The organism is Runella rosea, assembly GCF_003325355.1.
GTDB classification, from domain to species: Bacteria; Bacteroidota; Bacteroidia; order Cytophagales; family Spirosomataceae; genus Runella; species Runella rosea.
In genome coordinates, this window is sequence record NZ_CP030850.1 from 4,918,209 (window position 1) to 4,944,056 (window position 25,848).

General features: G+C 44.9%; 21 protein-coding genes. 12 read left to right on the top strand and 9 right to left on the bottom strand.

The window, feature by feature from the left end; translation table 11 throughout:
* Positions 1-3 precede the first annotated feature (3 nt).
* Together DR864_RS20435 and gatB are read right to left on the bottom strand one after the other, a co-directional pair.
* Positions 4-1,098 (bottom strand): T9SS type A sorting domain-containing protein, encoded by a 1,095-nt coding sequence (locus DR864_RS20435; protein ID WP_114068712.1) that lies wholly within the window; start codon positions 1,096-1,098, stop codon positions 4-6.
* A 69-nt stretch (positions 1,099-1,167) separates the two neighbouring features.
* Complete coding sequence (gene gatB / locus DR864_RS20440) at positions 1,168-2,655, bottom strand: Asp-tRNA(Asn)/Glu-tRNA(Gln) amidotransferase subunit GatB (protein WP_114068713.1); 1,488 nt, start codon at positions 2,653-2,655, stop codon at positions 1,168-1,170.
* A gap of 159 nt (positions 2,656-2,814) precedes the next feature.
* Between gatB and DR864_RS20445 the strand changes: the two genes are divergently transcribed.
* Together DR864_RS20445 and DR864_RS20450 are read left to right on the top strand one after the other, a co-directional pair.
* Positions 2,815-4,626 (top strand): acyl-CoA dehydrogenase FadE, encoded by a 1,812-nt coding sequence (locus tag DR864_RS20445; protein ID WP_114068714.1) that lies wholly within the window; start codon positions 2,815-2,817, stop codon positions 4,624-4,626.
* 179 nt (positions 4,627-4,805) lie between these two features.
* Positions 4,806-6,179: an OmpA family protein gene (locus DR864_RS20450; protein WP_114068715.1), complete on the top strand. Its 1,374-nt coding sequence runs from the start codon at positions 4,806-4,808 to the stop codon at positions 6,177-6,179.
* 28 nt (positions 6,180-6,207) lie between these two features.
* Here DR864_RS20450 and DR864_RS20455 read toward each other — a convergent pair whose 3' ends face one another.
* Both DR864_RS20455 and purN read right to left on the bottom strand, forming a co-directional pair.
* The gene (locus DR864_RS20455; protein ID WP_114068716.1) at positions 6,208-7,803 is read right to left on the bottom strand and encodes a TonB-dependent receptor; all 1,596 of its coding nucleotides are present in this window, start codon (positions 7,801-7,803) and stop codon (positions 6,208-6,210) included.
* Positions 7,804-7,859: 56 nt separating this feature from the next.
* Positions 7,860-8,435 (bottom strand): phosphoribosylglycinamide formyltransferase, encoded by a 576-nt coding sequence (gene purN, locus DR864_RS20460; RefSeq protein WP_114068717.1) that lies wholly within the window; start codon positions 8,433-8,435, stop codon positions 7,860-7,862.
* A gap of 171 nt (positions 8,436-8,606) precedes the next feature.
* Here purN and DR864_RS20465 point away from each other — a divergent pair, with 171 nt between their 5' ends.
* Positions 8,607-9,791, top strand: a complete 1,185-nt coding sequence (locus tag DR864_RS20465; RefSeq protein WP_114068718.1) for a hypothetical protein — start codon at positions 8,607-8,609, stop codon at positions 9,789-9,791.
* 5 nt (positions 9,792-9,796) lie between these two features.
* Here the strand turns inward: DR864_RS20465 and DR864_RS20470 are convergent, their stop codons facing one another.
* On the bottom strand, positions 9,797-11,110 hold the full coding sequence (locus DR864_RS20470) for an Nramp family divalent metal transporter (RefSeq protein ID WP_114068719.1): 1,314 nt from the start codon (positions 11,108-11,110) through the stop codon (positions 9,797-9,799).
* A 172-nt stretch (positions 11,111-11,282) separates the two neighbouring features.
* Here DR864_RS20470 and DR864_RS20475 point away from each other — a divergent pair, with 172 nt between their 5' ends.
* Positions 11,283-12,650, top strand: a complete 1,368-nt coding sequence (locus tag DR864_RS20475) for an alpha/beta hydrolase family protein (protein ID WP_114068720.1) — start codon at positions 11,283-11,285, stop codon at positions 12,648-12,650.
* A gap of 2 nt (positions 12,651-12,652) precedes the next feature.
* On the opposite strand, the gene DR864_RS20480 is transcribed toward DR864_RS20475, so the two are convergent.
* Together DR864_RS20480 and DR864_RS20485 are read right to left on the bottom strand one after the other, a co-directional pair.
* A complete protein-coding gene (locus DR864_RS20480; RefSeq protein ID WP_114068721.1) occupies positions 12,653-13,285 on the bottom strand; it encodes a LysE family translocator in 633 nt (210 codons plus the stop codon).
* Between the two features lie 67 nt (positions 13,286-13,352).
* The gene (locus tag DR864_RS20485) at positions 13,353-13,910 is read right to left on the bottom strand and encodes an NUDIX domain-containing protein (protein ID WP_114068722.1); all 558 of its coding nucleotides are present in this window, start codon (positions 13,908-13,910) and stop codon (positions 13,353-13,355) included.
* A gap of 126 nt (positions 13,911-14,036) precedes the next feature.
* Here DR864_RS20485 and DR864_RS20490 point away from each other — a divergent pair, with 126 nt between their 5' ends.
* The 8 genes from DR864_RS20490 to DR864_RS20525 all read left to right on the top strand — a co-directional run bounded on the left by DR864_RS20490 (position 14,037) and on the right by DR864_RS20525 (position 23,938).
* Positions 14,037-15,032: a cation diffusion facilitator family transporter gene (locus DR864_RS20490; protein ID WP_114070385.1), complete on the top strand. Its 996-nt coding sequence runs from the start codon at positions 14,037-14,039 to the stop codon at positions 15,030-15,032.
* A gap of 170 nt (positions 15,033-15,202) precedes the next feature.
* Positions 15,203-17,110 (top strand): amidophosphoribosyltransferase, encoded by a 1,908-nt coding sequence (locus DR864_RS20495; protein WP_114068723.1) that lies wholly within the window; start codon positions 15,203-15,205, stop codon positions 17,108-17,110.
* Between the two features lie 195 nt (positions 17,111-17,305).
* Complete coding sequence (locus DR864_RS20500) at positions 17,306-18,229, top strand: sugar phosphate isomerase/epimerase family protein (protein WP_114068724.1); 924 nt, start codon at positions 17,306-17,308, stop codon at positions 18,227-18,229.
* A gap of 170 nt (positions 18,230-18,399) precedes the next feature.
* Positions 18,400-19,968: a sensor histidine kinase gene (locus DR864_RS20505; protein WP_114068725.1), complete on the top strand. Its 1,569-nt coding sequence runs from the start codon at positions 18,400-18,402 to the stop codon at positions 19,966-19,968.
* A 43-nt stretch (positions 19,969-20,011) separates the two neighbouring features.
* Positions 20,012-20,758 (top strand): LytR/AlgR family response regulator transcription factor, encoded by a 747-nt coding sequence (locus tag DR864_RS20510; RefSeq protein ID WP_114068726.1) that lies wholly within the window; start codon positions 20,012-20,014, stop codon positions 20,756-20,758.
* Positions 20,759-20,852: 94 nt separating this feature from the next.
* A complete protein-coding gene (locus DR864_RS20515) occupies positions 20,853-21,269 on the top strand; it encodes a DUF1761 domain-containing protein (RefSeq protein ID WP_162794005.1) in 417 nt (138 codons plus the stop codon).
* A 96-nt stretch (positions 21,270-21,365) separates the two neighbouring features.
* A complete protein-coding gene (locus tag DR864_RS20520) occupies positions 21,366-22,658 on the top strand; it encodes an MFS transporter (protein ID WP_114068728.1) in 1,293 nt (430 codons plus the stop codon).
* Positions 22,659-22,717: 59 nt separating this feature from the next.
* On the top strand, positions 22,718-23,938 hold the full coding sequence (locus DR864_RS20525) for an MFS transporter (protein WP_114068729.1): 1,221 nt from the start codon (positions 22,718-22,720) through the stop codon (positions 23,936-23,938).
* A gap of 151 nt (positions 23,939-24,089) precedes the next feature.
* Here the strand turns inward: DR864_RS20525 and DR864_RS20530 are convergent, their stop codons facing one another.
* Both DR864_RS20530 and DR864_RS20535 read right to left on the bottom strand, forming a co-directional pair.
* Positions 24,090-25,163, bottom strand: coding sequence for a DUF4097 family beta strand repeat-containing protein (locus DR864_RS20530; RefSeq protein ID WP_114068730.1), 1,074 nt, complete (start codon positions 25,161-25,163; stop codon positions 24,090-24,092).
* Complete coding sequence (locus tag DR864_RS20535; RefSeq protein WP_114068731.1) at positions 25,141-25,809, bottom strand: hypothetical protein; 669 nt, start codon at positions 25,807-25,809, stop codon at positions 25,141-25,143. Before DR864_RS20535 ends, DR864_RS20530 begins: the two co-directional genes overlap by 23 nt.
* Between the last annotated feature and the right edge of the window lie 39 nt (positions 25,810-25,848).

Here is a 25,848-nt window from a genome sequence, read left to right on the forward strand (position 1 = left end):
GAATTATTCTTTTATAAATTTTCCAATAACTATTTTATCGGCTATTGTTCTGATAAGATAAATACCTTGCGGTAAATTCCCTACATTAAAATCGTGGATGTGTGTCAGATACCGTTCGGGTTCATGATATTCGTCCACGATTTTTCCTTTTACATCAATAAGTTGAAATAAGACCTTAACAGGCTTAGTTGAGGAATAAGAAACCTTCACGCTGTTTTGTGCGGGAGAAGGAAAAATTTGTAAATATTCTCGCAGTTCAGATTCTATACTTGTAATCAGACCGTTACCCGGATATTCAAAAGGCGGAATAATGACTGGGTCATCTCCTTGGTCAATTACCTGTAATGTCACTTCCCGTTGGGTTTCACTGATGCGTACGCCATCACGCCATTCTTCCACAATAATGGCATACGCGTAGCTGCCTACTTGTACAGGTGCATTCCATGTAAGCTCACCCGTTTGTGAATTGATTTGAAAGACACCTTCGCGGGTTACTTCATTTGGGTACCGATAATCAGCAATATCTTTGACAGTACAAGTGCCGGGTTGGCTTTGTTTGCTCACTCCTAAACGATAAATTAGGCTATCTCCCTCTGCATCAACGGCATTTACATTATCTCTAAATACTTGTTTTGAATAAGCCGCTTGGGTTCCTACTACGGTATTCAACACTGGAGTGGTATTTATAATATTAGTTGCAAACGTAGTTTGGATATAAAAAGGGGTATTAACGGAATTGAAATTGGCGAGGCCTGAATTGCGATTTTCGATAGACACAGAAACCGTAAATGTACCAGGTGCTGCGTAGGTATATTGAGTAATGTAGGTACTTAACGATACTTTTGGGGTTACTTTTACTCTTGACTGACGAGTGGCCGTAAGGGTTTGCTTTCCTTCTCCTACACAAACAGTAATATTGTTTTGGCCGTCATTGGCCAAACTTCCCGAGACTTCATCACAATAAAGTAGTACCCTGATTTCATACGTCAGCCCTTGAGTTGTGAGACGTCGGGTGCGGATTTCTCCCCCAAGTAGGTGCGAAGCATACGCCGAGTGAAGTAGGCTGAATAGACAAGTGAAAGTAAAGAGCTTTTTCATGGTGCAGTCGAGTAGTATTATTACGTAAACGACTGACCATCAAAAGTTATTATATGATATGATACGGCTTTACCCGAGTTTCTTGCCCAATAACTGATTGACCACTTTTGGGTCGGCGCTGCCTTTGGATTTTTTCATCACTTCGCCCACAAACAAGCCCATCAATCCTTTTTTGCCTTTTTTGAATTCCTGTACTTTGTCGGCCATCGCGGCCAAAACTTCATCGACGATGCCTTCCAAAGCACTGGCGTCACTGTTTTGAAGCCAATTATTTTGTTTGGCTACTTCTAGTGGATTTTGCGTTGGATTTTCGAGCAAAATCGGCAAAAGCTTGTGCGAAGCCGTCGTGTGGCTTACTTGATTACTTTCTACCAATTTGATTACTTCTGCTAATTGAGCAGGAGAAAGTGGAAATTGGTCGGCAGTCTTGTCGGAATTTTCGTTTAAATACGTTTTGACAGGCCCCAAAACCCAATTGGCGGCCGCTTGGTAATTTTCTGCCTTGGCACTCAATTCTTCAAAATACAAAGCTACCTCTTTGGTGTCGGTTAGTGTAGTTGCATGACCCGCCGACAGTCCGTATTTTGTGGTAAACTTCTCAAATAATTGACGCGGCAGCGGCGGCATTTCGTCTTGAATTTTGGACATCCATGCGTCCGAAATAAATACTGGGGCCAAGTCGGGTTCGGGAAAATAACGGTAATCGTTCATGGTTTCTTTCACCCGCATTCCTGAGGTTTCGCCCGTTTCGGGGTCAAACATGCGCGTTTCCTGCAAAATAGTTTCCCCATTTTCCACCATTTCCACCTGTCGGCGGAATTCCGTTTCTACGGCCTTCATCACGTTTCGAATGGAGTTCATGTTTTTAACTTCCACCTTCGTTCCCAAGGGCAGCGTACCCTTCAAACGAACCGAAACGTTGAGGTCGCAACGCAGCGAACCTTCTTCCATATTGCCGTCGCAAATATCAATAAACCGTACCAACTGCCGAACGGCGGTCAAAAATGCGCCAGCTTCCTCCGCAGAACCAATGCAGGGGTCGGTCACCATCTCGATGAGGGGGGTACCAGCGCGGTTATAATCTAACAAAGTATCGGTCAAAGCGCCGTCATGCACTGACTTGCCAGCGTCTTCTTCCAAGTGGATGTGGTGAATTTGCACCGCTTTCTCGACCGTTTTTCCGTGTTTATCTTTGTACGTCACGGGAATTTGACCGCCGACACAAATCGGGAATTTATCCTGCGAAAGCTGATAACCTTTGGGTAGATCTGGATAAAAATAGTTTTTGCGGTCAAAAATCGTATTTCTGGTAATGGAACACCCACACGCCAAGCCCATTCTTACAGCGTACTCAACGGCTTTTTTATTCAACTTGGGCAAGGTGCCCGGATGCGCCAGCGTAATCACGCTGATGTTGGTATTGGGTTCACTGCCAAATTGATTGGCATCAGACGCAAAAATCTTGGTGTTGGTCTGCAATTGGCAATGTACTTCTAGGCCAATCACAATTTCGTATTTGGCAAGTACTTCGGGCGATAGGGTGAGTGTCTCGGTCATATTTACGCTGATGCCTTTCTACTGGGATAAAAGCATTCACAAATTTTCTGCAAACATAACTATTCTGCGTATAAAATTTTTCAATAGTATGCTTGCATACTATTTTTGTTTCTCCTAATTTTGTACCTGAGCAGAACAATAACAAAATTCCTAAAGACCATGACAGCAGTAGAAAATCGTGCCGGTATTAAAGGAGGAGAATTCCTGATTAAAGACACCGATGCTTCTCAAGTATTTATTCCCGAAGAGTTTACCGAAGAGCAATTGATGATTGCTCAATCGTGCCGTGATTTTTTGGCTACTGAAATTTGGCCTCGTGTAGAAGAAATTGACAAAGCCAAATCGCCCGATTTGATGTCTTCGTTGATGGATAAAGCCGGAGAATTGGGCTTGTTGGGTACGGCGGTTCCAGAAGAATACGGCGGTTTTGGAATGAGTTTTAATACTTCTATGCTCGTGGCAGAAGCCACGGGTGCTGGCAATTCCTTCTCGGTAGCCCTTTCGGCTCATACAGGTATCGGAACGTTGCCTATTTTATACTACGGAAACGAAGATCAAAAATCTCAATACCTGCCCAAACTTGCTTCGGGCGAGTGGAAAGCCGCTTATTGTCTTACTGAGCCTGATTCAGGTTCGGATGCCAACTCGGGCAAGACCAAAGCGGTGTTGAGCGAAGATGGCAAAAGTTATATTTTGAATGGGCAAAAAATGTGGATAACCAACGGCGGTTTTGCCGATGTGTTCATCGTTTTTGCCAAAATTGACGAAGGCGGAAAAACCGATAAAAACCTGACGGCGTTCATCGTAGAAAAAACCTACGGGGGTATCACCATGAACGAGCCCGAGCATAAAATGGGTATTAAAGGCTCCGATACGCGTCAGATTTTCTTCAATGACTGTCATGTCCCGGTTGAAAATATGCTTTCCGATCGCGGTAACGGTTTTAAAATTGCCGTAAATATCCTGAACATCGGTCGTATCAAATTGGCCGTGGCGGCGGTAGGCGGAGCGAAGCAGGTTGCTACGCAAGCGATTCAATATGCCAACGAGCGCAAACAATTTGGTATTGCAATCAGCACGTTTGGGGCGATTAAGTATAAATTGGCCGAAATGGCCGTGAAGCTGTACGCTTCCGAGTCGGCTTCTTACCGTGCAGGGCAGAACATTGACGATGCCATCGCTGATTTGAAAGAAAAAGGCCTTTCGGATGCCGAAGCAAAACTGAAAGCCTTGGAGCAGTTTGCTATTGAGTGTGCCATGATGAAAGTGCATGGCTCAGAAGTACTTGATTATGTGGTAGATGAAGGTGTTCAGGTGTACGGTGGTATGGGCTTTTCGGCCGATGCACCCATGGACCGCGCGTATCGCGATGCTCGTATCAACCGGATTTTTGAGGGTACCAACGAAATCAACCGTATGTTGACAGTCGATATGTTGCTCAAACGCGCCATGAAGGGTGAAATCGACTTGATGGGGCCTGCTATGGCGGTGGGTAAAGAAATCATGTCTATTCCTGATTTTAGCGTGAGCGACGATGAAACCCCGTTTGCCGCAGAAAAGAAAGTCATCAAAAATTTGAAAAAAGCAGCTCTGATGGTTGCGGGTGCGGCGGTGCAGAAATTTATGATGAAGCTTTCGGATGAGCAGGAAATCCTGATGAACGTGGCCGACATGGCCATCGAAATTTACGCGGCTGAATCAGCGGTTTTACGTACCGAAAAACTCATTGGGATGAAGGGCGAAGCAGCCTGTGCATTGCAAAAAGATTTAGCAATGTGCTACCTGCACGAAGCGGTGGAGAAAATCAACAGTGCTGGCAAGTCTGCAATCATGGGCTTTGCCGAAGGCGATGAGTTGCGTGTGATGCTGATGGGCTTGAAGCGGTTCACTAAGATTGAACCCATGAACACTAAAAATGCCCGTCGCCGCATTGCCGATGCGATGATTGCCGAAAATAAATATGTATTCTAAAAATTCACCTGTGTCAGAGGGGGCAAAACCGTCCGACACAGGTGTTATCAATTCATTTGGCGGTCGCAAATCACGCACTGACAAACTAATAACCGTTTAATAAGTAGATAGTTAAGAAAGCCGCTTGCCCTTTGGTAAGCGGCTTTCTGCTTTATAACTTTAGCGTAAATTCTAATGTCATGAAAACGACTATACTAAAGTTTTTAACCCTGATTATCGGAATAAGTACTTTTACTTTTTCTGTAACGGCGCAAAATTATACTCGTCAACGGGATTGGGTGGTGGCGCCGTTGTACGGTATCGGGGTGGTTATTCCTTCCAAAATCACGCTGCTGAGTGGTACGGAAGCGCCCTCTAATGCCTGGGTTTCGTCGTATCGGGGAGAATTGGTCAAGAGTGATGGAACAACCTACACACGCAACTACCGTACAAGCCTCTGGGGCTTTGAGACGTATTATCGTTGGAAAGACCGGCGTTCTGACAATCGCTGGTCAATTGGACTGAGTACCGCTTGGCAGCGGCAGGTTTTTAAGCTGAACCATCCGTTCAATTTTGAGTACAAAGGCCATAATCTGGTTTCAACAGTATGGAATTTTAATTACTTACGGACTGGTTTAATGTTGCGTCGTACTTGGATGAAAGAATGGGCTGGAACCTACTTTCAGTTGGGAGGGTATTATTCAACCTTGTTTTATCGAAACACTGCCGACGGCCGCGAAAAGATGGAAGAATTGACGGGAGGGTATATCGAAGGCGGTACGGGCAATCGTACAAAAACCTACAATTTACAAAAAGGAGTTCCGCTCATTGTTCCTGAAATTGGGATGGTTTATGGCGAAAACAGCGGGATTGAGTTTAGCATTGCTTATTATCATCCTTTACAAAGTGTTATTAAGGCCGAAACCACTTTTTATCGAGATAATCTGACCGTTGGGGTAAGTAATACCAACGTATCGCAGCGGGTTTTGATGTTTAATGTAAAATTGCCCATTGCTTTTGTTTCAAAACGAAAGACTATTTCTCGCGATCGGAAAGAGGCCACTCCTAAGCAAGAGCCAGAAGTAAAACGAGAAAAGCCCAAAAAAGAACCGAAACCAAAGCGGGAACGCAAGCCCAAAAAAGAGCGGGCGCCCAAACCCGAAAAGAAAGTAGAGCCTGAAATCAAGCCAGCGCCTAAGCCTGCTCCAGCATCTACGCCCTACGATGCCGCGCTCATCAATAAACCGATGGTCATGGATAATCTATATTTTGAATTGACAAAGTCAGATTTGTTGGAAAGCTCTCATAAGGAACTCGACCAAGTGGCGGAATGGATGAAGGCCAACCCTAGCGTTGAAATTCGTTTGGAAGGACATACTGATAAAATCGGAGATGCCGAAAAGAATCTGATTCTTTCCCGTGACCGGGTCAATGCCGTACGCGAGTATCTGATTCGAAAAGGAGTAAGCTCTGCACGCATTGCCACCAAAGGCTACGGCGATACGCGGTTGGTATGTAAACCAAGCCCGTGCGAGAAAAACCGCCGCGTAGAGATGGTGGTTACGAAGCGATAGACCAGTTATTCAAACCGTCAAATAGCGCTCATTTGACGGTTTGAATAACAATGATTCCTTTAGAGCCTCTGGCGCCGTAAGCGGAGCTGTTGCCGTACTTGACCACTCCGATTCTTTTAATTTGTCGAACGGATAAGGAGCTAAGTGTTTCAATAACAAATTGAGAATTGTCCGAAAACTGACCATCAATTTCTAAGGCAGGGGTGCTGTCGCCTGAGCCGTCCACGTTGGTATTGTTGCCTAAAAAGGCAATGGAATAGCCTGTGCCGCCAAAAACCACTTTCAAGCCTGGAATACGGCGTAACAACTCAAAAACCGTGTAAGCATTATCTCTTTCTTCAATTTTGACTTCATAATCAAGATTCACGAGTGTTTGTTTTTCTTCCAATTGGGGTGAAATTTTCCGCTGATAGCTTGCGCCCTGCGCCGCAGTCATCGATTGGCGAATGGACCATTGGATCTGTTGTGTGGCAAAATTCATCGGAAGCGCTTGACTTTTCAAGGCAATGGGTTGAAGTGTGGTCAATGAATCAACGGGCGGGGCATCAGCAGGAATGTAATCGTTAGGAAGCAAATTGGCAAATCCCTCCTGTCCCCAAAAATCATACATAGTCATGCCGTTTGGGGCGCTTATCCAGCCGTTTTCGTTAAAACTCAGGTACCCGTTGGGTAAAACTAAACGAGAGTATTTATACGGTCGGTCAACAAACACTGATTTGGCATCGAACCGATGTAATGCAAAAATGAAAAGCATCCGGTCGGAGTGCAGGATATACTGTTCTGTTTCAGGGTTCCAAAAACAGATATCCTGCGCCGAAATCTCTTTAAAATTACCATCGAGGATTTCCTGAGAAAGTAAAATGCGGTGAAGAAATACTTCGCTGACCCGACGGGCGGTATACAGCTCAAATCCGTTCTCTTTCGTTTGATTTTGGGTTAGTGAAACCAGAAAATTTCGAAATGAATTGCGGTAAGCGAGTTCTCGATTTCGCTGTTGCCTTTTTTGTATTTTCTCATCTTCAGGCGGAATTTCCTGAAAGAATTTATTGCCAGCAAAAAACGTTTTTTCGCCATCCGACTGAAACGCCTCCATGTGAAACATGATTTTGAAACCCAAAGCGCTGTTTTGCAGAATAATAGGTTCCGTAGCAGTGGCAATCACCTGTTTGCGAATATCGTCGTAGGACAAACGCACTGCTTCTGGGTTGAGAATGAGGCAATTTTTGGTAAATGGTGATTCACCTTTGAGCCCATCCGCAAAAATCTGCCAGCGTTTTTTCCATTCTTTATCCATCTTGGCCTTGACTCTCACTTCTGAAAGAATGTTGGTAGAAGTAAGCAGAAATAGGTAAGATTGGTTTTGTGTATTTGTCCGCTCAATGATCTTTTTGACCGATTTATAGCCAATGAATGATGCAACCAACTCTACTTTTTTGAATCGGAAAGGAATCTTGAGGGTATAATTTCCCTGCGCGTCGGCGGTGGTGGCAATCGAGGTATTGTTGACATACACACTCGCAAACGGAACAGGCGTATGAGCGTTTTCCATTACTTTTCCCTTAATCATCCATGTTTGAGTGAATGAAAAGAAAGGAATGAAAAGGAATATTAGAAGTTGTTTCATGGAAGGCTGCCAATGGCTTTGATAATGAAAGCACAGACTGCCTGACTTTTAATTGTTTATAACGTACTTAAAAGCTTTTCCACTACTTCTGGATAATGTTGATGCTCCAATACCTGCACTTTGGCAGCCACGTCTTCGGGTGTATCAGTAGCAGCCACGGGGCAGGTGACCTGAAAGATAATGTCGCCTTCGTCGTACCGCTCGTTGACGTAATGGATTGAAATACCAGACTCGGGTTCTTGTGCCGATACCACTGCTTCGTGGACAAAATGCCCGTACATGCCTTTGCCGCCGTATTTGGGCAGTAAAGCAGGGTGAATATTGACGATTTTGTTGGGAAATGCGTGCACCATTGCTTCGGGTATCAACATCATAAAACCCGCTAATACGACCAAGTCGATGTGTTCGTTTTGAAGGATTTCGACTACTTTATGGGTTTCGTAAAACGTTTTTCGGTCAAACAAAATGACGGGAATATGCAGCCGACGTGCCCGCGCAATCACACCCGCTTGAGGGTTATTGGATAGTATAAGGCTCACTTCTATTTCAGAATGATTGGCGAAGTGCTCGGCAATTTTCTCGGCGTTTGAGCCAGAGCCCGAAGCAAAAATAGCAAGGCGTTTGAGGGCCATTGAGGATAAATGATTGGTGGTTTTAGGGGGCAAAGTTAGCTTTTTGTCAAAGTTAATGGTTCATAATTTGTGAGAAACGTATAATTTCGCTCCCTTGTATAGACTTTCCATGCCTGAGGGGCCTCGTCTTAAAGACTTGGAAGTCTTCTTATATCTGACTCAATTTCTGCTATGCAACTCCTCGAAGTAGGCCAAGACCCTCAGCGTCAGCGTGAATTTTTATTCCTGCCCGTTCGGCTTTATAAAAACAATCCGTACTGGATTCGCCCGCTGGACAAAGACGTGGAAGATACCTTCAATCCGCAAAAGAATAAAAACTTCAAAGATGGAGAATGCGTTCGCTGGATTGCTGTGGACGATGCTGGGCAGACCGTTGGTCGGGTGGCAGCGTTTGTGAATCGAAATACAGTAATGAAAGGCAACGACCAACCCACGGGTGGCATGGGCTTTTTTGAGTGTGTTGAAGATCAAAAAGTCGCGTTTGCGTTGTTTGATGCCTGTAAAAAATGGCTTGCCGAACGAGGTATGGAAGCCATGGACGGCCCCATCAATTTTGGCGAGCGCGACCGCTTTTGGGGCGTGCTTATCAATGGCTTTGACAAAGAGCCACTGTACGGCATGGGTTACCATTTTCCGTATTATCAAATATTTTTTGAAGCCTACGGCTTTCAAACGTATTTCGAACAGCTAACTTTCTTTTTGTTGATGCCGAAAGACCGTTTTATGGAGCGTGTCAATCGGGTGTTTTTTGAACGTGCGGAGCGGATTTTGACCATGAAAAACTACGAGTTTAGACATATTGACAAAAAACAATTAGACAAATACGCCGAGGATTTTCGGATTGTTTATAACAAAGCTTGGGCAAAAAATCTGGGAGCAGAAGACATGACGCCCGACAAAGCGCGCGGAATTATGCAGCGAATGAAGCCGATTTTGGACGAAGAATTGATGTGGTTTGGATACTATGAAGGCGCGCCGATTGCTTTTTTTATTATGCTTCCCGAGCTGAACCAAATCTTTAAACACGTCAACGGAAAGTTGGATTTAATTGGTAAACTGAAATTTCTATATCATAAACTATTGAAAACCAATCATAAAGCCTTCGGAGTGATTTTTGGGGTAGTCCCCGAATTTCAAGGACGTGGTGTAGAATCGGCGATTGCGCTGTCGGCTTCTAAAGTGGCTTGGCGTCCCAACTATCAGTATACTGAGTTGGAAATGAACTGGATTGGCGATTTCAACCCCAAGATGATTCGTTTTGTAGAGTTATTGGGCGGTACGCCTCACAAAGTACACGCTACGTACCGGTATTTGTTTGACCGTACCAAAGAATTCAAGCGGCATCCCGCTATTTAAAAAAATTACTGCGTTACCTGAAAAATACCGTACGCACTGACGCCTAAAATGGAAACCACACTTATCCAGAAAAAGACGTCGTAGACGCGGGTAGGAATAAGCGATTGAGGAAGCTGACGGTAGCGGAACTGCAAGGCGGCCCACACGACCAATAAAAGTAAAATGGACGTAGCGATACCCCCCAATAATACCATTAAAACGGGCATTTTGATGATGAGGTATAGCCCACACCAAATGATGGGAAATGCCCAAGAAAGAATCCCGATAACACGTTTTTGAGAAGCAGAGTCGTTGAATTTTACCCAGCCGATTTGTCCGAAAGCATCTCCGAATATACGAGACCAACTAGCCGTAGCGGTGAACAGTGTGGAGTAAAGTACAAAAAAAGCCCCAATCAAAAACATCACTTTGGCCCAAGGGCCGAGGGTTTCGGTAAAGAGTTTAGAGAGGGTTTCTATCATGGCATATCCTTCGGGGACTTCTCCCTGTTCGTGAAGCAATGCAGCCCCCAATAAGTAAAAGGCAGCGGTTACCGTAGTGTAAACCACCATTGAGCAAACCGCATCGAGGTACATTACCTCAATCCAGCCCTTGGCGCGAGCGGCCCATTCGGGCGAACCGTCGTTAGGACCAGTGTAGGTAGCGTAGCCTTTTTCAATGCACCAATAATTGTAAAACATGATTTCATCACCGCCTACGCCCGTGATGCCAAACGCCCCGATGGCCACCATAACAGCCGAAGGAGGAAGGGAGAAGGTTAATCCGCTTGCCAGCTCACTCCAGCGGATGGCATAAGGTGTTAATTGTAAGGAAATGAGGGAAATTAAGATTGTAATTGTAAATAAGATAATCATCACGAGCGACCCGATTTCAACCGATTTATAAAATCCCTGATACACCAAAGCGGCCGTAATCAAACTCGCCGTGATGGCCCATACGTTGGTGGATAAAATGGGGAAAACCATGTTAAGCACAATTGCTACGCCTCCTACAATGCCTCCTACTTGGAGCAGTTTTAATCCCTGCAATGACAGCCACGCCCAGATGGACCAATGCGCTTTCCCGTAGTGCTTACCTTTGAGGGTATTGAGGGATTGCATGGTAGGAATACCCGTATAAATGGCGTTCTTGCCAAACTCCAGTTGAAGCGTAACTTTGACCAAACAACTTACCAAAATCACCCAAAACGTAACAAACCCTGCTTTGGCTCCTAAAGCAGTTGTGGCGATGAGCTCGCCAGAGCCTACAATGGCGGCCGATAAAATAAATCCAGGACCTAAGTACTTGAGTCTTTGAAAAAATGTTTGAGGAGGTTGCATCAGAAACAGTCGGCGATTTATAGTTTTAAAGCAATTGCTTAGGGTGTGTTACTGTTTTTTTATTTTGATATCAGAGTACTTTATTCCTTGTATTCAGTTTACTTTTACATTTTGTAGTTCTTCGGTTTTGCATTTTGCGGTTCCTATCACTGCCTGTATAAAAACCCCTTCCATGAAACTATTCGCATTGTATAGTCTATGTTTTTTTTTCGCTTTCCATGCTTTTGGCCAAACGTATTATGAAGGAACCATTGGTCCGTTAAAATTTGGCTTAAAAGTTCAAAAAGAGGAGCAAAAAGCCGCTTTATACATTCCCGAACAGGGCCTGTTTGAATACGCCGTCAAAGCGCCCGTTTTTCGTAATGACAGCTTGATTGCAGATTTAAAGGAGTTTGGAACGGTATTGAGTGGAAAAGTAAATACCGAAACCTTTTCGGGTCAATGGAAACAGAATGGTTTTCCCGCGCCACTCGCTTTAAAACGGGTAGAGCAACTGTCGTTTTTGAAACGTCCTCAGGTGCCTGTCCCGCCGTTTCCGTATGAATCGGAAAATGTCAATTTTACAAATGCCGACCAATCAATTCAGTTTGGCGGTACGCTGACATTTCCCAAAGGCAAAGGAAAATTTCCGACGGTGATTCTTATTACTGGTTCAGGACAGCAAGACCGTGACGAAACGCTGTTTGGGCATAAACCGTTTTGGGTGATAGCCGATGCACTGAGTCGGGAAGGGTTTGCCGTACTGCGCATTGACGACCGAGGCGTGGGCGAAACCACAGGAAAAGTGGGCACGTCGGCAGATTATGCACAAGACGTCTTGGCGGCTCTTCGCTTTCTTAAATCAAGAAAAGAAATCAATCCAAAAAAAATCGGGTTGATGGGCCACAGTGAAGGAGGAATGATTGCTCCGATGGTGGCCGCACAATCAAAAGATGTGGCCTTTATCGTTTCTTTGGCGGGATTGGGCGTAGGCGGGCGAGCGTTGTTATTGAAACAAAGTGATGATATTTTGGCGAAAACAGGGACCAACGCGGCTTATCGGGCCAATGTACAATCGCTCAACGCTGCACTTTATGAAGTAGCTTTTCGATTGCCGCTCGAAGGTGACATTAAGGATAGCCTTCAACTCGCTTTTGATAATTGGCTCAAATCGCAGCCTGACGCGGTATTGGGACAAATGGGCTTTAAAAGTGAAACAGGGAAAAAGTCGGTCACTCGCCAGTTTGACCAAATTGGCTCAAAATGGTACCGTTATTTTTTAAAATATGACCCTCAACCAATTTTAGCCCAAATCAAAATACCAGTACTTTCCCTCAACGGAAGCAATGATGTGCAAGTGTCCGCTAAAGAGAATTTGGCTGGTTTTGAAAAAGGTTTAACGGCGGCGGGTAACAAAAATTTTAAAACTATGGAACTCCCTGGGTTGAACCACCTCTTTCAGAAATGCCAGAAATGTACCTCTGCTGAGTATGGAATGTTGGAGGAAACGTTTTCGCCCGATGCATTGAAGGTTATCCTTGACTGGCTCAAAAAGCAGTAGCGCTATTTTAAAAATTCTTCCCAAAGGAGTTTGGTGGCGACGCCCAAAAATACCAATCCCGTGGCGATATTGATGTAATGAATTACCTTAATCGTCAGCAATCGGCGCAGGCGATTTGCGTACACTGCCAAGGCGGATTCAGTAGCCCCCACTCCGACGAGACTCATGCTAAAAAACACAATCATTTCGCTCAGGTCGTAGCGGCCTTTGGTGCGGAGGTAGGCGGCAATGGCCGCCCAAGACATAAAATTGATGGGGTTGAGGGCATTGAGCGCAACACCTTTTAGAAAATATTTCAGATTGGAACGGCGGCGGCTGCGGTCGTCGGCGTGGGTTTTGGGTTCTAGGGTAGGTACTTTAAGGAAGTTTCCGATGGCTAAAATGACCAAAAAAATGATGCCAATAGCACCAATCCACTTATCAAAATGATTGATTTGGGGTAAAAAAGAAGTTCCAAAGATGGCCGTAAAAATAAAAAAAGCATCGCTGGCCACGACGCCCATCGCGATCTGAACCCCGCTACGATAGCCCCGCTCAATACTCGTTTGTATCAACGCAAAAAACACCGTCCCGAAGGTCAGACACAAGATAATACCCGCAATCAATCCGTATATAGCTGCCAAAAAAAGGGGCATAAGTAAACAGTTAAGATTAAAAGTTAAGAACAAGGCGATTAATAAGCGACATATCATTGCCGCTATATTAAATTCCCCTCAGCCTTGCGACCTTTAAAAGTCCCATCACGCTCAAAGAATCCGTAATTTCTGAACGCATGACCATTTCGATGGCTTCTTTTAGCGGAATTCGTGCCACATGAAGTTGCTCGGTGTCTTCGGGCTGTTGTTGGGCTTGGGTGAGTTGTTCGGCAATGTACAAAAAGCCTTCTTCATCACCGACCGAATTTGACAGGTGAACCCGTGCAATCTTTGTCCATTGGGCGGCAATCAGGCCTGTTTCTTCCAAGAGTTCGCGTTTGGCTCCTTCAATTGGGTCTTCGTCCATCGGGCCACCGCCTTCGGGAATTTCCCAAGAATATTCTTCCAATGGATAGCGGTACTGGCCTACCAAATACGTAAACCCCTCGTCGTCGATGGGAATAACGCCGATGGCTTTATTTTTATAATGCACCACACCGTAGATTCCTGGGCCTCCGCTCGGATTGAGCACTTCTTCGTGCCGTACTTGTATCCACTTATTGTCGTACACCACGCTGGAAGTCAGCGTTTTCCACGGGTTTTCTGTTTCAAAAGGAAGTGACATATTGGGCTGTATTTCTGATAAAGTTTGTTGAATGAGAAAAACGACGTTTTCCTGTAATGGTTAGAATTAATGTAAGGTTCTGGGGGTAAACTCGTAACTTTGAGCCCAAATTACCCTAAAAAAGTCGTGCAAGTTAGCCAAAATTCTAAATTCCGTTGGATTATCGTCTCGCTTAGTTTGAGTATAATTCTGATGGCAATCAAGTTTACAGCCTATTATTTAACGCGTTCAAATGCCATCTTAAGTGATGCTTTGGAGTCGATTATCAACGTCATTGCGAGTAGCTTTGCCTTCTACAGTATTTACCTTTCTTCTCAGCCCAAAGACAAAGACCACCCTTATGGACACGGAAAGATTGAATATTTTTCGTCGGGTTTTGAAGGAGCGCTTATTATCATTGCAGGGGTTTGGATTGCTATTGAGGCCGTCCAGCACCTGTTGCATCCGCAACCTATTCAGCATCTGGATTGGGGACTTTGGTTGATTTTACTGACCGTTCTTCTCAACGGAGTTGTTGGATATTATCTCCAAAAAGTAGGTAAAAGTACTCGTTCAGAAGCGCTCATTGCCGATGGTAAACACCTCATGACCGACAGCCTGAGCAGCGTCCTTATTTTGATTGGGTTAGGGCTCTTGATATTGACGGGTTTGCAGTGGATTGACAGCGCAGCATCGTTGGTGTTGTCGTTGGTGATATTTTACAATGGTTTTATGCTCATTCGGGGTTCGGCGGCGGCTCTAATGGATCAAACCGACCCTGAGTTGATGGAAAGCATTGTTAATATCCTCAAAAATCACAAGCGCGACTACTGGATTGATGTTCATAACATGCGTATTCAAAAATACGGCTCTGACCTGCACATTGATTGTCATTTGACCTTGCCATATTATTGGGATTTGCGTCAGGTACACGAGGCGGTACATGAATTTGAAGAAGCACTGGAAAAAGACGCGGGAGGGTACGTAGAATTTTTTATTCACGTTGACCCCTGTTTGCCAGAATGTTGTAAATATTGCCGCTTAGCAGATTGCCCCGTTCGGGCTAAGGCTTTCAAGAGAGACATTGATTGGAGCATTCATAACTTATCCAAAAACCAGAAACACTTTGTGGAGCCAGATTAAGGCTTTCAAAAGTTTTTTAAATTTTTAAATAAGTTTGAAAGGTATATATTGTGCTGATAATTAAAGTGTTATGGTATAATATTTGAATTGCCTTAAAATTTAACATAGCGTTTTGGAATCCGATTTCTTAACTTTGTGTTAACAAATCGTCACACACTTCACACTCCCTGATGAGCGACGTCATAAAACACGAATGCGGTATTGCCCTCATTCGACTCCGAAAGCCGTTTCAATATTATATTGATAAATACGGCACACCCCTCTACGCGGTTTATAAGCTTCATACATTGATGGAAAAACAGGTAAACCGAGGCCAAGACGGTGCCGGTGTAGCCAACATCAAACTCGAAGTTTCGCCAGGTAGCCGCTATATCAGCCGCTACCGTTCGGTAGACCCTCAACCCGTAGCTGAGATTTTTAAGAAGGTCCAGAAGAAATTCAAAAAAGCCTTTAAAGAACTCAAAGGGGACCAAAAAGACCTCCGTTACGACGCAAGTTGGTTGCAAGAAAACGTAGCATTTACGGGCGAAGTCTGGCTTGGCCACCTGCGCTACGGTACTCACGGCGCCAACGAAATCGAAAACTGTCACCCGATGCTGCGCCAAAATAACTGGCGAAGCAGAAACCTAGTGGTAGCTGGAAACTTCAACATGACCAACGTAGACTCGCTTTTTGATAAGCTCGTTTCGTTGGGACAGCACCCAAAAGACCGCGTGGATACCGTCACGGTCATGGAAAAAATCGGTCACTTTTTGGATGAAGAAAACCAGCGCGTTTTTGACCGATTCAAGGGTATTTACGAAAACCCTGATCTTTCTGATGTCATTGAGGACAACATGGACATGGTGCGCGTATTGCACCGTTCGTGCCGTGATTTTGACGGCGGTTTTGCCATGTGCGGCATGACTGGCTCGGGGCAAGCCTTCGTAGTGCGCGACCCCTCCGGAATTCGTCCAGCGTATTATTATGCCGATGATGAAGTGGTGGTGGTAGCTTCTGAAAAACCCGCCATCAAGGCCGCTTTTGATGCCAATTACGCAGATATTAAGGAGATTACGCCAGGTCATGCGTTGATTATTGATAAATATGGTGAGTACGACCAACACCAGATTCTGAAGCCGCTTGAGAAACGTTCGTGTAGTTTTGAGCGGATTTATTTTTCTCGGGCTTCCGATCCCGATATTTACCACGAGCGCAAGCAATTGGGTAAATTGTTGATTCCGCAGATTCTGGAAGAAATAGATTACGATCTCGAAAATACCGTTTTCTCTTACATCCCCAATACCGCCGAAACGGCGTTTTTTGGATTGGTGGAAGGACTCGAAGAATATTTAGCCAAACAGCGTAAAAAAGCAATTCTAGACGGAAATCTTTCGTCCGAAGAGCTGGATAAAGTGCTGTCGTTCCGCCCCCGAATCGAAAAGCTCGTTTCTAAGGATGTCAAGCAGCGTACCTTTATCACGAGCGATGCCGCCCGTGACGAAATGGTGTCGCACGTGTACGACATGACCTACGAGGTAGTCAAAAAAGGCGTGGATACGATTGTGGTGGTGGATGATTCGATTGTACGCGGTACTACGTTAGAGAAGAGCATTTTGCGGTTGTTGGACCGCCTCGGCCCCAAGAAAATCGTGATTGTATCGTCGGCTCCGCAGATACGCTATCCTGACTGTTACGGCATTGATATGTCGAAAGTAAAAGACTTCGTTGCTTTCCGGGCCACGTTGCAACTCCTGAAAGAGCGCGGTTTGGATAACCTGCGTGACGAAGTATACGCCCAGTGCGTTGCCTCGCTCGAAACCGACAATGCGTATGAGCAAAACTACGTGAAAGCCTTGTTTGAGCCATTTACGCCCGAAGAAGTTTCGCGTAAAGTAGCCGATATTGTACGTCCTAAAGACTTAAAAGCTGAATTATCTATTATTTTCCAAACGGTAGAAAATCTCCACGAAGCCTGCCCCAATCACAGCGGGGACTGGTATTTTACTGGAAATTACCCTACGCCAGGCGGTAACCGTGTGGTGAACAAAGCCTACGTGAACTTCTACGAAGGTCGCGGAGTAGTGAGAGCCTATTAAGCGTTAATTATTCGCAATTATCCATAATTATAAACCCCTGTCAGCAAGTATGTTGATAGGGGTTTTTGTATGTGTTTCACTAAAAAAAATACTTGTTTATTTTACATTTTTACAGTTTGTGATTTTTAGGTTTCTTAATGAGATTTAAGCCTTTTCTTTCTTATATGGAGGCTAATTGTTTTAAAAACTCTCTCCATGAAATCCTTCTCTCGTCGTCGTTTTCTCCAATCTTCGAGCTTGCTGGCTGGCGCGGCGTTATTGCCGCAATTTCGGCCAGCTCAACGGCCGCTGCGTTTGGGCGGACCCATTTTTCTGCAAAGCGATGACCCCGTAGAATTGGCAAAAGAGCATCGACGATTGGGATACAGCGCGGCTTATGTGCCGAAGGTGGAACTGAAAGATACTCAACGCATTGCGGTGCTTCGCAAAGCCTTTGCGGAGCAGAACGTCATTATAGCCGAAGTGGGAGCGTGGGTAAATATGCTGGACGCTGATGCCGAAAAAAGGAAGAAAAACATGGCTTACGTGACCGAGCGGCTGGCGTTGGCGGAGGAAATCGGTGCGCTGACGTGTATAGACATTGCAGGGTCGTACAATCCTAAACACTGGGACGGGCCAGATGCAAGAAATTTGACCAAAGAATATTTTGATGCCACGGTTGAAAACTGCCGAAAAGTGATTGATGCCGTCAAACCTAAAACGGCCAAATTTGCCCTCGAAATGATGGGTTGGAGTCTGCCCAATGATGCCGATTCTTGCCTTAAATTTATCAAAGCGATGGACCGACCAGCGTTTGCGGCCCACGTCGACATTGCCAATATCATCAACTCGCCCGAGCGTTTTTACCAAAATACGGCCTTAATTAACGATACATTTAAGAAACTGGGCAAGTGGATTGTGTCATGCCACGCCAAAGATGTGGTAGGAAAAGATGTGCATTTTGCTGAAACCATGCCTGGACGCGGCGGCATGGACTACGCCACTTATCTGCGAAATGTAACGGCGCTACCCCGTGAAGTGCCGTTGATGTTGGAGCATTTGCGTACTCCCGAAGAATACGACGAAGCACGCCTATATGTCATGAAAGTGGCAAAAGATACGGGGATTCCGTTGGCGTAAAGTACTTCTTTGAGGTTAGAACTTCAGGCGTCAGACGGGAAAAACCGTCTGACGCCTTCGCTTTTTCACCCCATTTTTCGTGGATTTCGTCACAGATTTCACTTCTGGGCAGCTACGCACTATACTTTTGAATTGTCTAACCTAAAACAGCCATTTTAATCATTACTTCTATGACACTTCAACGCTTCCGTCAAATCGAATTTTGGGTGATTACTGCCCTTGCTGCTTTGTTTCTGCTAATCACGCTCGCCACTGATTACCAGAACTTTTCGCGCGTGTGGTTTCAACTTGACGCGCTCGAACAAAACCGTATTTATTTTCGATATAATTGGGCAACCAATGGGCTGTGGCCTATTCTGAGTATTTTCCTGACCCTGTATGGCAGTTGGTACGTGCTAAACCACGTCATTATTCCCCGGTATTGGCCCAATCAGCTCAATTTTTTTGCGATGGGGTTGGTGCTGATTGGTATTGTTGTGTTGACGGGTGCTTGGAGTTATTTGTATAGTTGGAAGGAACTTGATTTCAGACACGACATCAATTACAACATTATTGGAGCGAAAGTTTTGTCGTCGTTCCGACTTAGGAGCTTAGCTTTACTTAGTGGTGGTCTGTTTTTGGCTTTGGTATTGTACAGCCTTCTGTCTCAGGCGTACCAATGGGCGCTACAACAAACGGAAACTAACGTAAATCACAAAGTCATTAAAGATGGCAGTAGCTTGGCATTATTTGGATTTGTGCTGTGGATTGCTTTTCAAACAACGCCCGGTAATTTTTTCTTTATCCCTGCGCTGATTTGGGTACAGGGCGCGTTTCTTCACGCTTATTTGTATCATCACAACTTGCTGAGATGGAAGACGTTTATGTTTCGTCGAAGTAATGAAAACCGCCAAGCTTTTCTCACTTTGTTAGCCGTTTTGGCCGTTAGTTTTGGCAGCAGTATCGTTTTGGTTTTGTTGTATGACTCATTTAGAAATTACTTGTATGGCTACAATGCAGATGAAATTTTCGCTTTTTGGCTAGTGTCTTGGCTGGGGGCTATTGCCGTTACGCTGATTCGTCAGTTTATGGTGAAACCGCTGGAAACCAATCTCAATCGTAACCAAGCTGAGCTTTCGGCCCTTCGCGCTCAAATCAACCCGCATTTTTTGTTCAATGCCATGAACACACTTTATGCCACGGCCATTGAAGAAAATGCCGAAAAAACCTCCCACGGGATTCAGCAGCTGTCGGACATGATGCGTTTTATGATGCACGAAAACAACCAAGAGCAGATTGATGTGCAACAGGAAGTAGCTTATTTGCGAAACTATATTGATTTGCAGCGACTTAGGTTGTCGGAGTCCGATAAAATAGAACTGAAAGTTGACTTAGATGATGCCCTTTGTTTGCGGAGTATTGCGCCGATGTTGCTGATTCCTTTTGTTGAAAATGCCTTCAAACACGGCATCAGCTTGCGTAATCAATCATGGATTTATATTAAATTGTATTGTCAACAGGAACAAATTTACTTTTCGGTTTTTAACAGCATTCACCCGCGCCACGAAGAAGACCCCGAGAAATACTCGTCGGGAATTGGGCTGGTCAATGTGCAGAAACGCTTGGAATTGTTGTATCCTAAAACGCACGACCTCAGGATTCATCGTACAGAAAAGGAGTTTTCGGTGCGGTTGGTGATTGATTTTGCTAAAAAAGGTAAAAAGCTAAACTCCATATTGGCCACTTATGACCAACTCTAATCATCTACTGTTTACTTTTACATTTCATAAATCAATCTGACGGATGATTGCCATTGCCATCGACGACGAGCCCAAAGCGCTGGATATTGTACGGAATTTTGCGGATAAAGTCCCTTTTTTGTCCTTGAAAGCTACCTTTCAGGATGCTTTTGAGGCCTTGGATTTTCTTCAGCGCGAGCACGTTGATCTGATTTTTTTGGACATCAAAATGCCCGATATTTCTGGACTTGAATTTTTGAGGGTACTTTCCAATCCGCCTTTGGTGATTTTTACCACCGCCTACGCCGAGCACGCCGTGCAGAGTTATGACTTCGACGCCATTGATTATCTGCTCAAACCCTTCGCCATCAGTCGTTTTCTGAAGGCCTGTACCAAAGCCCATGACGTGCTGAAAGTGAGAGAGTTGGCCGTTATGGAAGAAAACAAACGACAGGCGGCGGGGAGTGTCTTGGTCGATAATATTTCAGACAAGCCAATGTCTGCCATGCCAGAAAGTATTTTTGTTAAAAATGGCTATGAGCAGGTTAGGGTGTTGCTTGACGATATTTTGTATTTGGAAGCGGGTGGCAATTATGTGGTTTTTATCACCAAACATCAAAAAATCGCATCTCGGATGACCATGAATGAGGCCGAATCATTGCTTCCGTCCGACCACTTTGTGCGTATTCATCGCTCTTATATTGTGGCTAAAGATAAAATAGAGCGGTTTGACCGGTATGAGGTGTATATTAGTGGTCAAGTGATACCGATTGGTGCCAATTACAGTCATCAGCAATTGATGGGTAAATAATTGATAATGAGTGAGAAATAAAGGAAAGGAGGGTTTCCTGAAAATGTGTATATTTCAGCTTTATTTTACAATACCTTCAAACCTTCCTACTTCAATGAAAACCTTAAGAATCAATTACATGGCGGTCTTTATGTCCGCAATCGCCACCTTTGTTTTAGGGGCCATCTGGTACATCACCTTCCAACCTCAATGGCTTGCCTTGACCGGCCTGACCGAAGATAAAATACAGGCCGGCGGTGGAGGAAGTATAGGGTATGCGGTTAGTTTTATTACGTACCTTCTCGGGGCTTATGCGATGGCGCTTTTGTTTAAATCAATGAATATCAGTACCGCCCAAACGGGTGCCCTGACGGGCGCATTGATTGGAGCGCTGATTGTGGGAGGAAATATTTTTACCAACAATGCTTACGAAATGAAGCCCGTCGAATTGTCTATCCTCAATGCTGGGTTTAGTGCAGTAAGCGGTGCAGCGATGGGGGCTATCTTGGGCGGATGGCGAAAATATACATAGGAATATTCAAAAGAATCGCAAAAAGCGTCAGTTGGTATCAGACCAGCCGACGCTTTTTTAGTATTATTGCAGAAAATACAAAACCCTCCTTAACCAATGTCTAAACCCTCTACCCAAAACTCGCTTTTTGGACTTCCCGTGATTGTGGCCGCCCTAGGCTATTTTGTTGATATTTATGATTTATTATTATTTGGTATTGTACGTGTTCCCAGTCTAAGAGACTTAGGACTGAATGAGCAGGAAGTGTCGGCCATTGGTGCTTCCATCATCAATTGGCAGATGGGCGGCTTGCTCCTTGGAGGTATTCTTTGGGGAGTATTGGGCGATAAACGTGGTCGCCTTTCGGTGCTTTTTGGTTCTATCATCACTTACTCCATTGCCAATGTGTTGTGCGGATTTATTCAAGATACGCCTTTCATGTCAGCGCCTGATTTATATAAATATTTACGCTTTATTGCAGGAATTGGCTTAGCTGGTGAACTAGGAGCAGGCATTACGCTAGTTTCTGAAATTCTGCCTAAAGAGTTGCGGGCCATTGGCACGTCGTTGGTGGCGGGCATTGGCCTTCTGGGTGCCGTTGTCGCTTATTTTACTGTCGAAATCTTTGGAGATTGGCGTATTGCTTATTTTGTGGGTGGAGGCTTGGGCTTCGGGCTGTTGTTGCTTCGTATTGGGGTGATTGAGTCAGGAATGTTTACGGAGGTCTCCGGGCAAAAGCATGTCGCCAAAGGTGATTTTTTGTCGTTTTTTACCAATTGGGAACGTTTCACGCGCTACATGAAGTGTATCGGTATTGGATTGCCTACGTGGTTTGTTATCGGAATTTTGGCCACGTTCAGCAATGAGTTCGGCAAAGCACTCGGTATTTCCGAACCCATCAAGCCCGGCTTAGCCATTATGTGGTGTTATGTTGGTTTGGCGGGCGGCGACTTGGCTAGCGGTTTTCTCAGTCATTATTTTCATTCGCGCAAGAAAGCCGTGGCGGCTTTGATGGCTTTTTCAGGAATATTCAGCATTATTTATCTCTACGCAGGGGTCAATACTCCCTTTGCTTTATATAGTCTTTGTACCCTAATGGGCTTTGGGATTGGCTACTGGGCTATGTTTGTGACAATCGGCGCCGAGCAGTTTGGTACCAATTTGCGCGCTACGGCCGCTACCACCATTCCCAATATGGTTCGTGGTATGGTGATTCTGATGACCACGCTTTTTGCGGGCTTCAAAACTGGTACTTTGGATGTTTTTGGGGCTTTCGAGCTTACCGTACCGCAGTTGGGTGTGATTGGTGCGGGTACTTTAGTGGGTATCATCAGCTACGCCTTAGGTTTTTATTCTACCCTGACCGTTCCTGAAACGCACGGCAAAGACCTTGATTTTATTGAAGAATAAATAATCTCTCTTAAACCTCACCCTTAATCCTTCTCCTTGCCAAGGAGAAGGAAATATTTATGAGCAAAATCTCTTATCGTGCGCTTTTTACGTTGCCTGTCATCGTTTCGGCATTGGGCTTCTTTGTGGATGTGTATGATCTCTTGATTTTCAGTATCGTACGGGTGCCGAGCCTGCAATCAATGGGATATTCAGAAGCGGAAGTCTCTAAAATCGGAACTTTTATTTTTAACTCTCAACAGGCGGGATTGCTGGTAGGTGGGATTTTGTGGGGAGTTTTGGGCGATAAAAAAGGACGGCTATCGGTGCTGTTTGGCTCTATTATTACCTATTCATTGGCCAATATTGCCTGCGGTTTTGTACAAGAACCCAATACCTACGCCTTACTGCGGTTTGTGGCGGGGGTAGGTCTCTCGGGAGAAATAGGCGCGGCAATGACCCTTGTTACCGAGATTATTCCCAAAGAGATTCGTAGCCTTGGCCCTACGATTGTGGCGGCGGTGGGCTACTTAGGGGCGGGAGCAGCTTATTTAACGCAAGAATGGTTTGAGTGGCGCACGGCGTATATGGTTGGCGGTGGTATGGGGCTGTTGTTGCTTTTGCTGCGGATTCGGGTATTTGAGTCGGGGTTGTTTGAAGAAATGAAACAATCGAAGGTAAGTCGAGGGAATTTCTTTTATCTTTTTAGCAGTTGGCCCCGGTTTATTAAATACTTCAAATGCGTTATGATTGGTATTCCAACGTGGTTTGTGGTGGGTATTTTGGGCACTTTTGGCAATGAGTTCGGCAAAGCGCTCGGTATAGCCGAGACGATTTCGCCGGGCAAGTGCGTAATGTTTATTTATTTTGGACTCACAGCGGGCGACTTTTTCAGCGGTCCACTCAGTCAATGGCTGCAGTCGAGACATAAAGCCATTGGCTACCTGATGTTTTGCGGGGCGGTTAGCGTGGGTATTTATTTATACGGTGGAATTTCATCTCCTTCGGTGTTGTATGCGGTCTGCTTCTTGTCGGGGATATGTACGGGCTACATCGGTCTGTATTTGATGATGGTGGCTGAACTTTATGGTACCAACCTCCGCGCCACCGCTACTACTTCTGTGCCAAGCGTAGTACGAGGCATGGCGATTCCTATGACGCTTGCTTTTCAGGCCTTCAAACCTTCTTTGGGGGCTTTGGGAGGGGCTGCGTTATTGGGCTTGCTCTGTTATGGCATTGCGCTTTTTTCGCTTACCCGAATCGAAGAAACCTACGGCAAAGAGCTGGATTTTGTAGAATAAATATTGAGTAGGGGCGGGGTTTACCTCCGCCCTTTTTCGTAATTATATGCTGTTGATTAGATGCAGAGGCAAGACGTAGACGTAAGAGGGCAGACGTAAGAGGGCAGACGTAAGAGGGCAGACGCTAGGCCTGCCCCTACGGTTTTTAATTTTATCTCAAATTCACTTCTCCGTATTTCGAGACAATTTTTACTTTAGTTCCGCTGCCGTTACCAAATTTGCCCACGTATTGTTTGGTCATGCGGGGGCTGTGGCGGTTTGCATCATCTTTGCGGTCGTCGTCGTTTTGGGTGAACGAAACCTTGCGATCACCAGGGTACTTGAAGCCACCGTAGCTTACCGTAATATCAAAGTTACAGTCATTGTTTTCCATTGGAATGGTGACGGACGAATAACTTGCCTGAATGTCAACGTTATCGGCCGATTCATTCAATTGGTCAATTCTGAAGCCGCCCGAAAAACTGAGTTTGATTTTGCTGGAACCCTTTAAGTTGCCGATGCGTCCGCCAGAATAGCTGATTTGGCCGTCGAGGGTTTCTACTTCACCGATTTTCATTTTTCCAAACTTATTGTTCAACACAATATTGTTGGCTTTGTCTAATTCGAGGGTTGAGTAAGCAATATCAAGGTTTCCGTTGAGCAAGTGCTGAATTTCGGCTTTACCGTAGGCTACATCAATGTCATTTTTACTGCCTGACAAATCGGTGGCAATAAAACTCCCGTACTTGGATTCAATCACGAGCGGTGCTTTGAAAAAGGGGATATTTGTATTGCCAAAACGGTTCTTGACGGTCAATGGCGTGTTTTTGGGCATTGATACTGTGTAATCAATTTGTACAAAGTTCTTCTCGCCGTTGTTACTTTTCCAGCTCCAGTTTGAATTGCCGTTTTTGTTGATAATGGTACGTATGCTGATTTGATTCCCTTCTTTTTTGTCTTCAATACTTACACCATCCAAATACTGCTGAACGCGCTCGTCGCTGTTGGCATTGGCGGTGATGCTGATGTCAACGCGGATTTCACTTTTGTCCCAAAGGTTGATTTTTACCTGTCCGAATTGATTGTCAATCAGTAAGGTTTCTTTGGTCGAAACGTCATACATTTTAATGACGGATTTCTTTTTCTCGATGCTGCCGTATTCGCTGGCACAGACGCTGAGGGTACATAATAAGCCGATAATTATTAACCAATAACTACCTGACTTATATGAGTTTATCGTTTGCATGGTTGTTTTTGTTTTTGATGCGTTGGATAATATCCAACTGTTGGTTCAATAGGTCAATCTGCCATTGCAGGTTCTGAATCATGGCCTGAATCACCGTTTCCTGGTTGGGGTTCTTCGGAAGGTCGGCTTTCAGGTTTTGATATGAGCGCTCAAGCTGATCCAGTTCTACTGCAAATTCTTTATAAAGGGCGGGGTCACTTTCCGTCATTTGACGCAACTCCGCCCGTTTGTTATCAATCAATTGGGTGTATTGAGTCACTTGTTTGGCGTAGCCAGGATTGGAAAATGCCACTTCGGGTGCTTCAGTAACTCCATAATTTTGATTTACTCGGTAACCTACCCAACCCAGCCCGACAACGAGTGCGATGGAGGCCGCAATGCGCCAATTCAGGTTTTTGCTGACTTTCCTGAAAAATGGGTTATAGCTACCGCCATTCTGAAAATCTTCGTGGACAATTTGGTTAAGTACTGTCTCTTGCGAAGTTTCTTTTGTGGGCACTTCTGGGAGTATATGCTCGCCTGCTGGCGTAATCTCTTCAGCTTTGGGTAATTTTTCACTCAACCGACTCCAAAGGTCATCAGAAGGCTCATGCACATCAAATGCCTCGCGGTTGTCTCTGACGAATCGTTGCAGTTTATCTTTCATTTTCTTGGTATTTTTGGTACGCAGTGTTGATTATTAAAT

What these genes read in the sequence shown, in the direction of transcription:
- DR864_RS20435 (WP_114068712.1), bottom strand. Translation starts at nt 1,098, where the DNA reads ATGAAAAAGCTCTTTACTTTCACTTGTCTATTCAGCCTACTTCACTCG.
- gatB (WP_114068713.1), bottom strand. Translation starts at nt 2,655, where the DNA reads ATGACCGAGACACTCACCCTATCGCCCGAAGTACTTGCCAAATACGAA.
- DR864_RS20445 (WP_114068714.1), top strand. Translation starts at nt 2,815, where the DNA reads ATGACAGCAGTAGAAAATCGTGCCGGTATTAAAGGAGGAGAATTCCTG.
- DR864_RS20450 (WP_114068715.1), top strand. Translation starts at nt 4,806, where the DNA reads ATGAAAACGACTATACTAAAGTTTTTAACCCTGATTATCGGAATAAGT.
- DR864_RS20455 (WP_114068716.1), bottom strand. Translation starts at nt 7,803, where the DNA reads ATGAAACAACTTCTAATATTCCTTTTCATTCCTTTCTTTTCATTCACT.
- purN (WP_114068717.1), bottom strand. Translation starts at nt 8,435, where the DNA reads ATGGCCCTCAAACGCCTTGCTATTTTTGCTTCGGGCTCTGGCTCAAAC.
- DR864_RS20465 (WP_114068718.1), top strand. Translation starts at nt 8,607, where the DNA reads ATGCAACTCCTCGAAGTAGGCCAAGACCCTCAGCGTCAGCGTGAATTT.
- DR864_RS20470 (WP_114068719.1), bottom strand. Translation starts at nt 11,110, where the DNA reads ATGCAACCTCCTCAAACATTTTTTCAAAGACTCAAGTACTTAGGTCCT.
- DR864_RS20475 (WP_114068720.1), top strand. Translation starts at nt 11,283, where the DNA reads ATGAAACTATTCGCATTGTATAGTCTATGTTTTTTTTTCGCTTTCCAT.
- DR864_RS20480 (WP_114068721.1), bottom strand. Translation starts at nt 13,285, where the DNA reads ATGCCCCTTTTTTTGGCAGCTATATACGGATTGATTGCGGGTATTATC.
- DR864_RS20485 (WP_114068722.1), bottom strand. Translation starts at nt 13,910, where the DNA reads ATGTCACTTCCTTTTGAAACAGAAAACCCGTGGAAAACGCTGACTTCC.
- DR864_RS20495 (WP_114068723.1), top strand. Translation starts at nt 15,203, where the DNA reads ATGAGCGACGTCATAAAACACGAATGCGGTATTGCCCTCATTCGACTC.
- DR864_RS20500 (WP_114068724.1), top strand. Translation starts at nt 17,306, where the DNA reads ATGAAATCCTTCTCTCGTCGTCGTTTTCTCCAATCTTCGAGCTTGCTG.
- DR864_RS20505 (WP_114068725.1), top strand. Translation starts at nt 18,400, where the DNA reads ATGACACTTCAACGCTTCCGTCAAATCGAATTTTGGGTGATTACTGCC.
- DR864_RS20510 (WP_114068726.1), top strand. Translation starts at nt 20,012, where the DNA reads ATGATTGCCATTGCCATCGACGACGAGCCCAAAGCGCTGGATATTGTA.
- DR864_RS20515 (WP_162794005.1), top strand. Translation starts at nt 20,853, where the DNA reads ATGAAAACCTTAAGAATCAATTACATGGCGGTCTTTATGTCCGCAATC.
- DR864_RS20520 (WP_114068728.1), top strand. Translation starts at nt 21,366, where the DNA reads ATGTCTAAACCCTCTACCCAAAACTCGCTTTTTGGACTTCCCGTGATT.
- DR864_RS20525 (WP_114068729.1), top strand. Translation starts at nt 22,718, where the DNA reads ATGAGCAAAATCTCTTATCGTGCGCTTTTTACGTTGCCTGTCATCGTT.
- DR864_RS20530 (WP_114068730.1), bottom strand. Translation starts at nt 25,163, where the DNA reads ATGCAAACGATAAACTCATATAAGTCAGGTAGTTATTGGTTAATAATT.
- DR864_RS20535 (WP_114068731.1), bottom strand. Translation starts at nt 25,809, where the DNA reads ATGAAAGATAAACTGCAACGATTCGTCAGAGACAACCGCGAGGCATTT.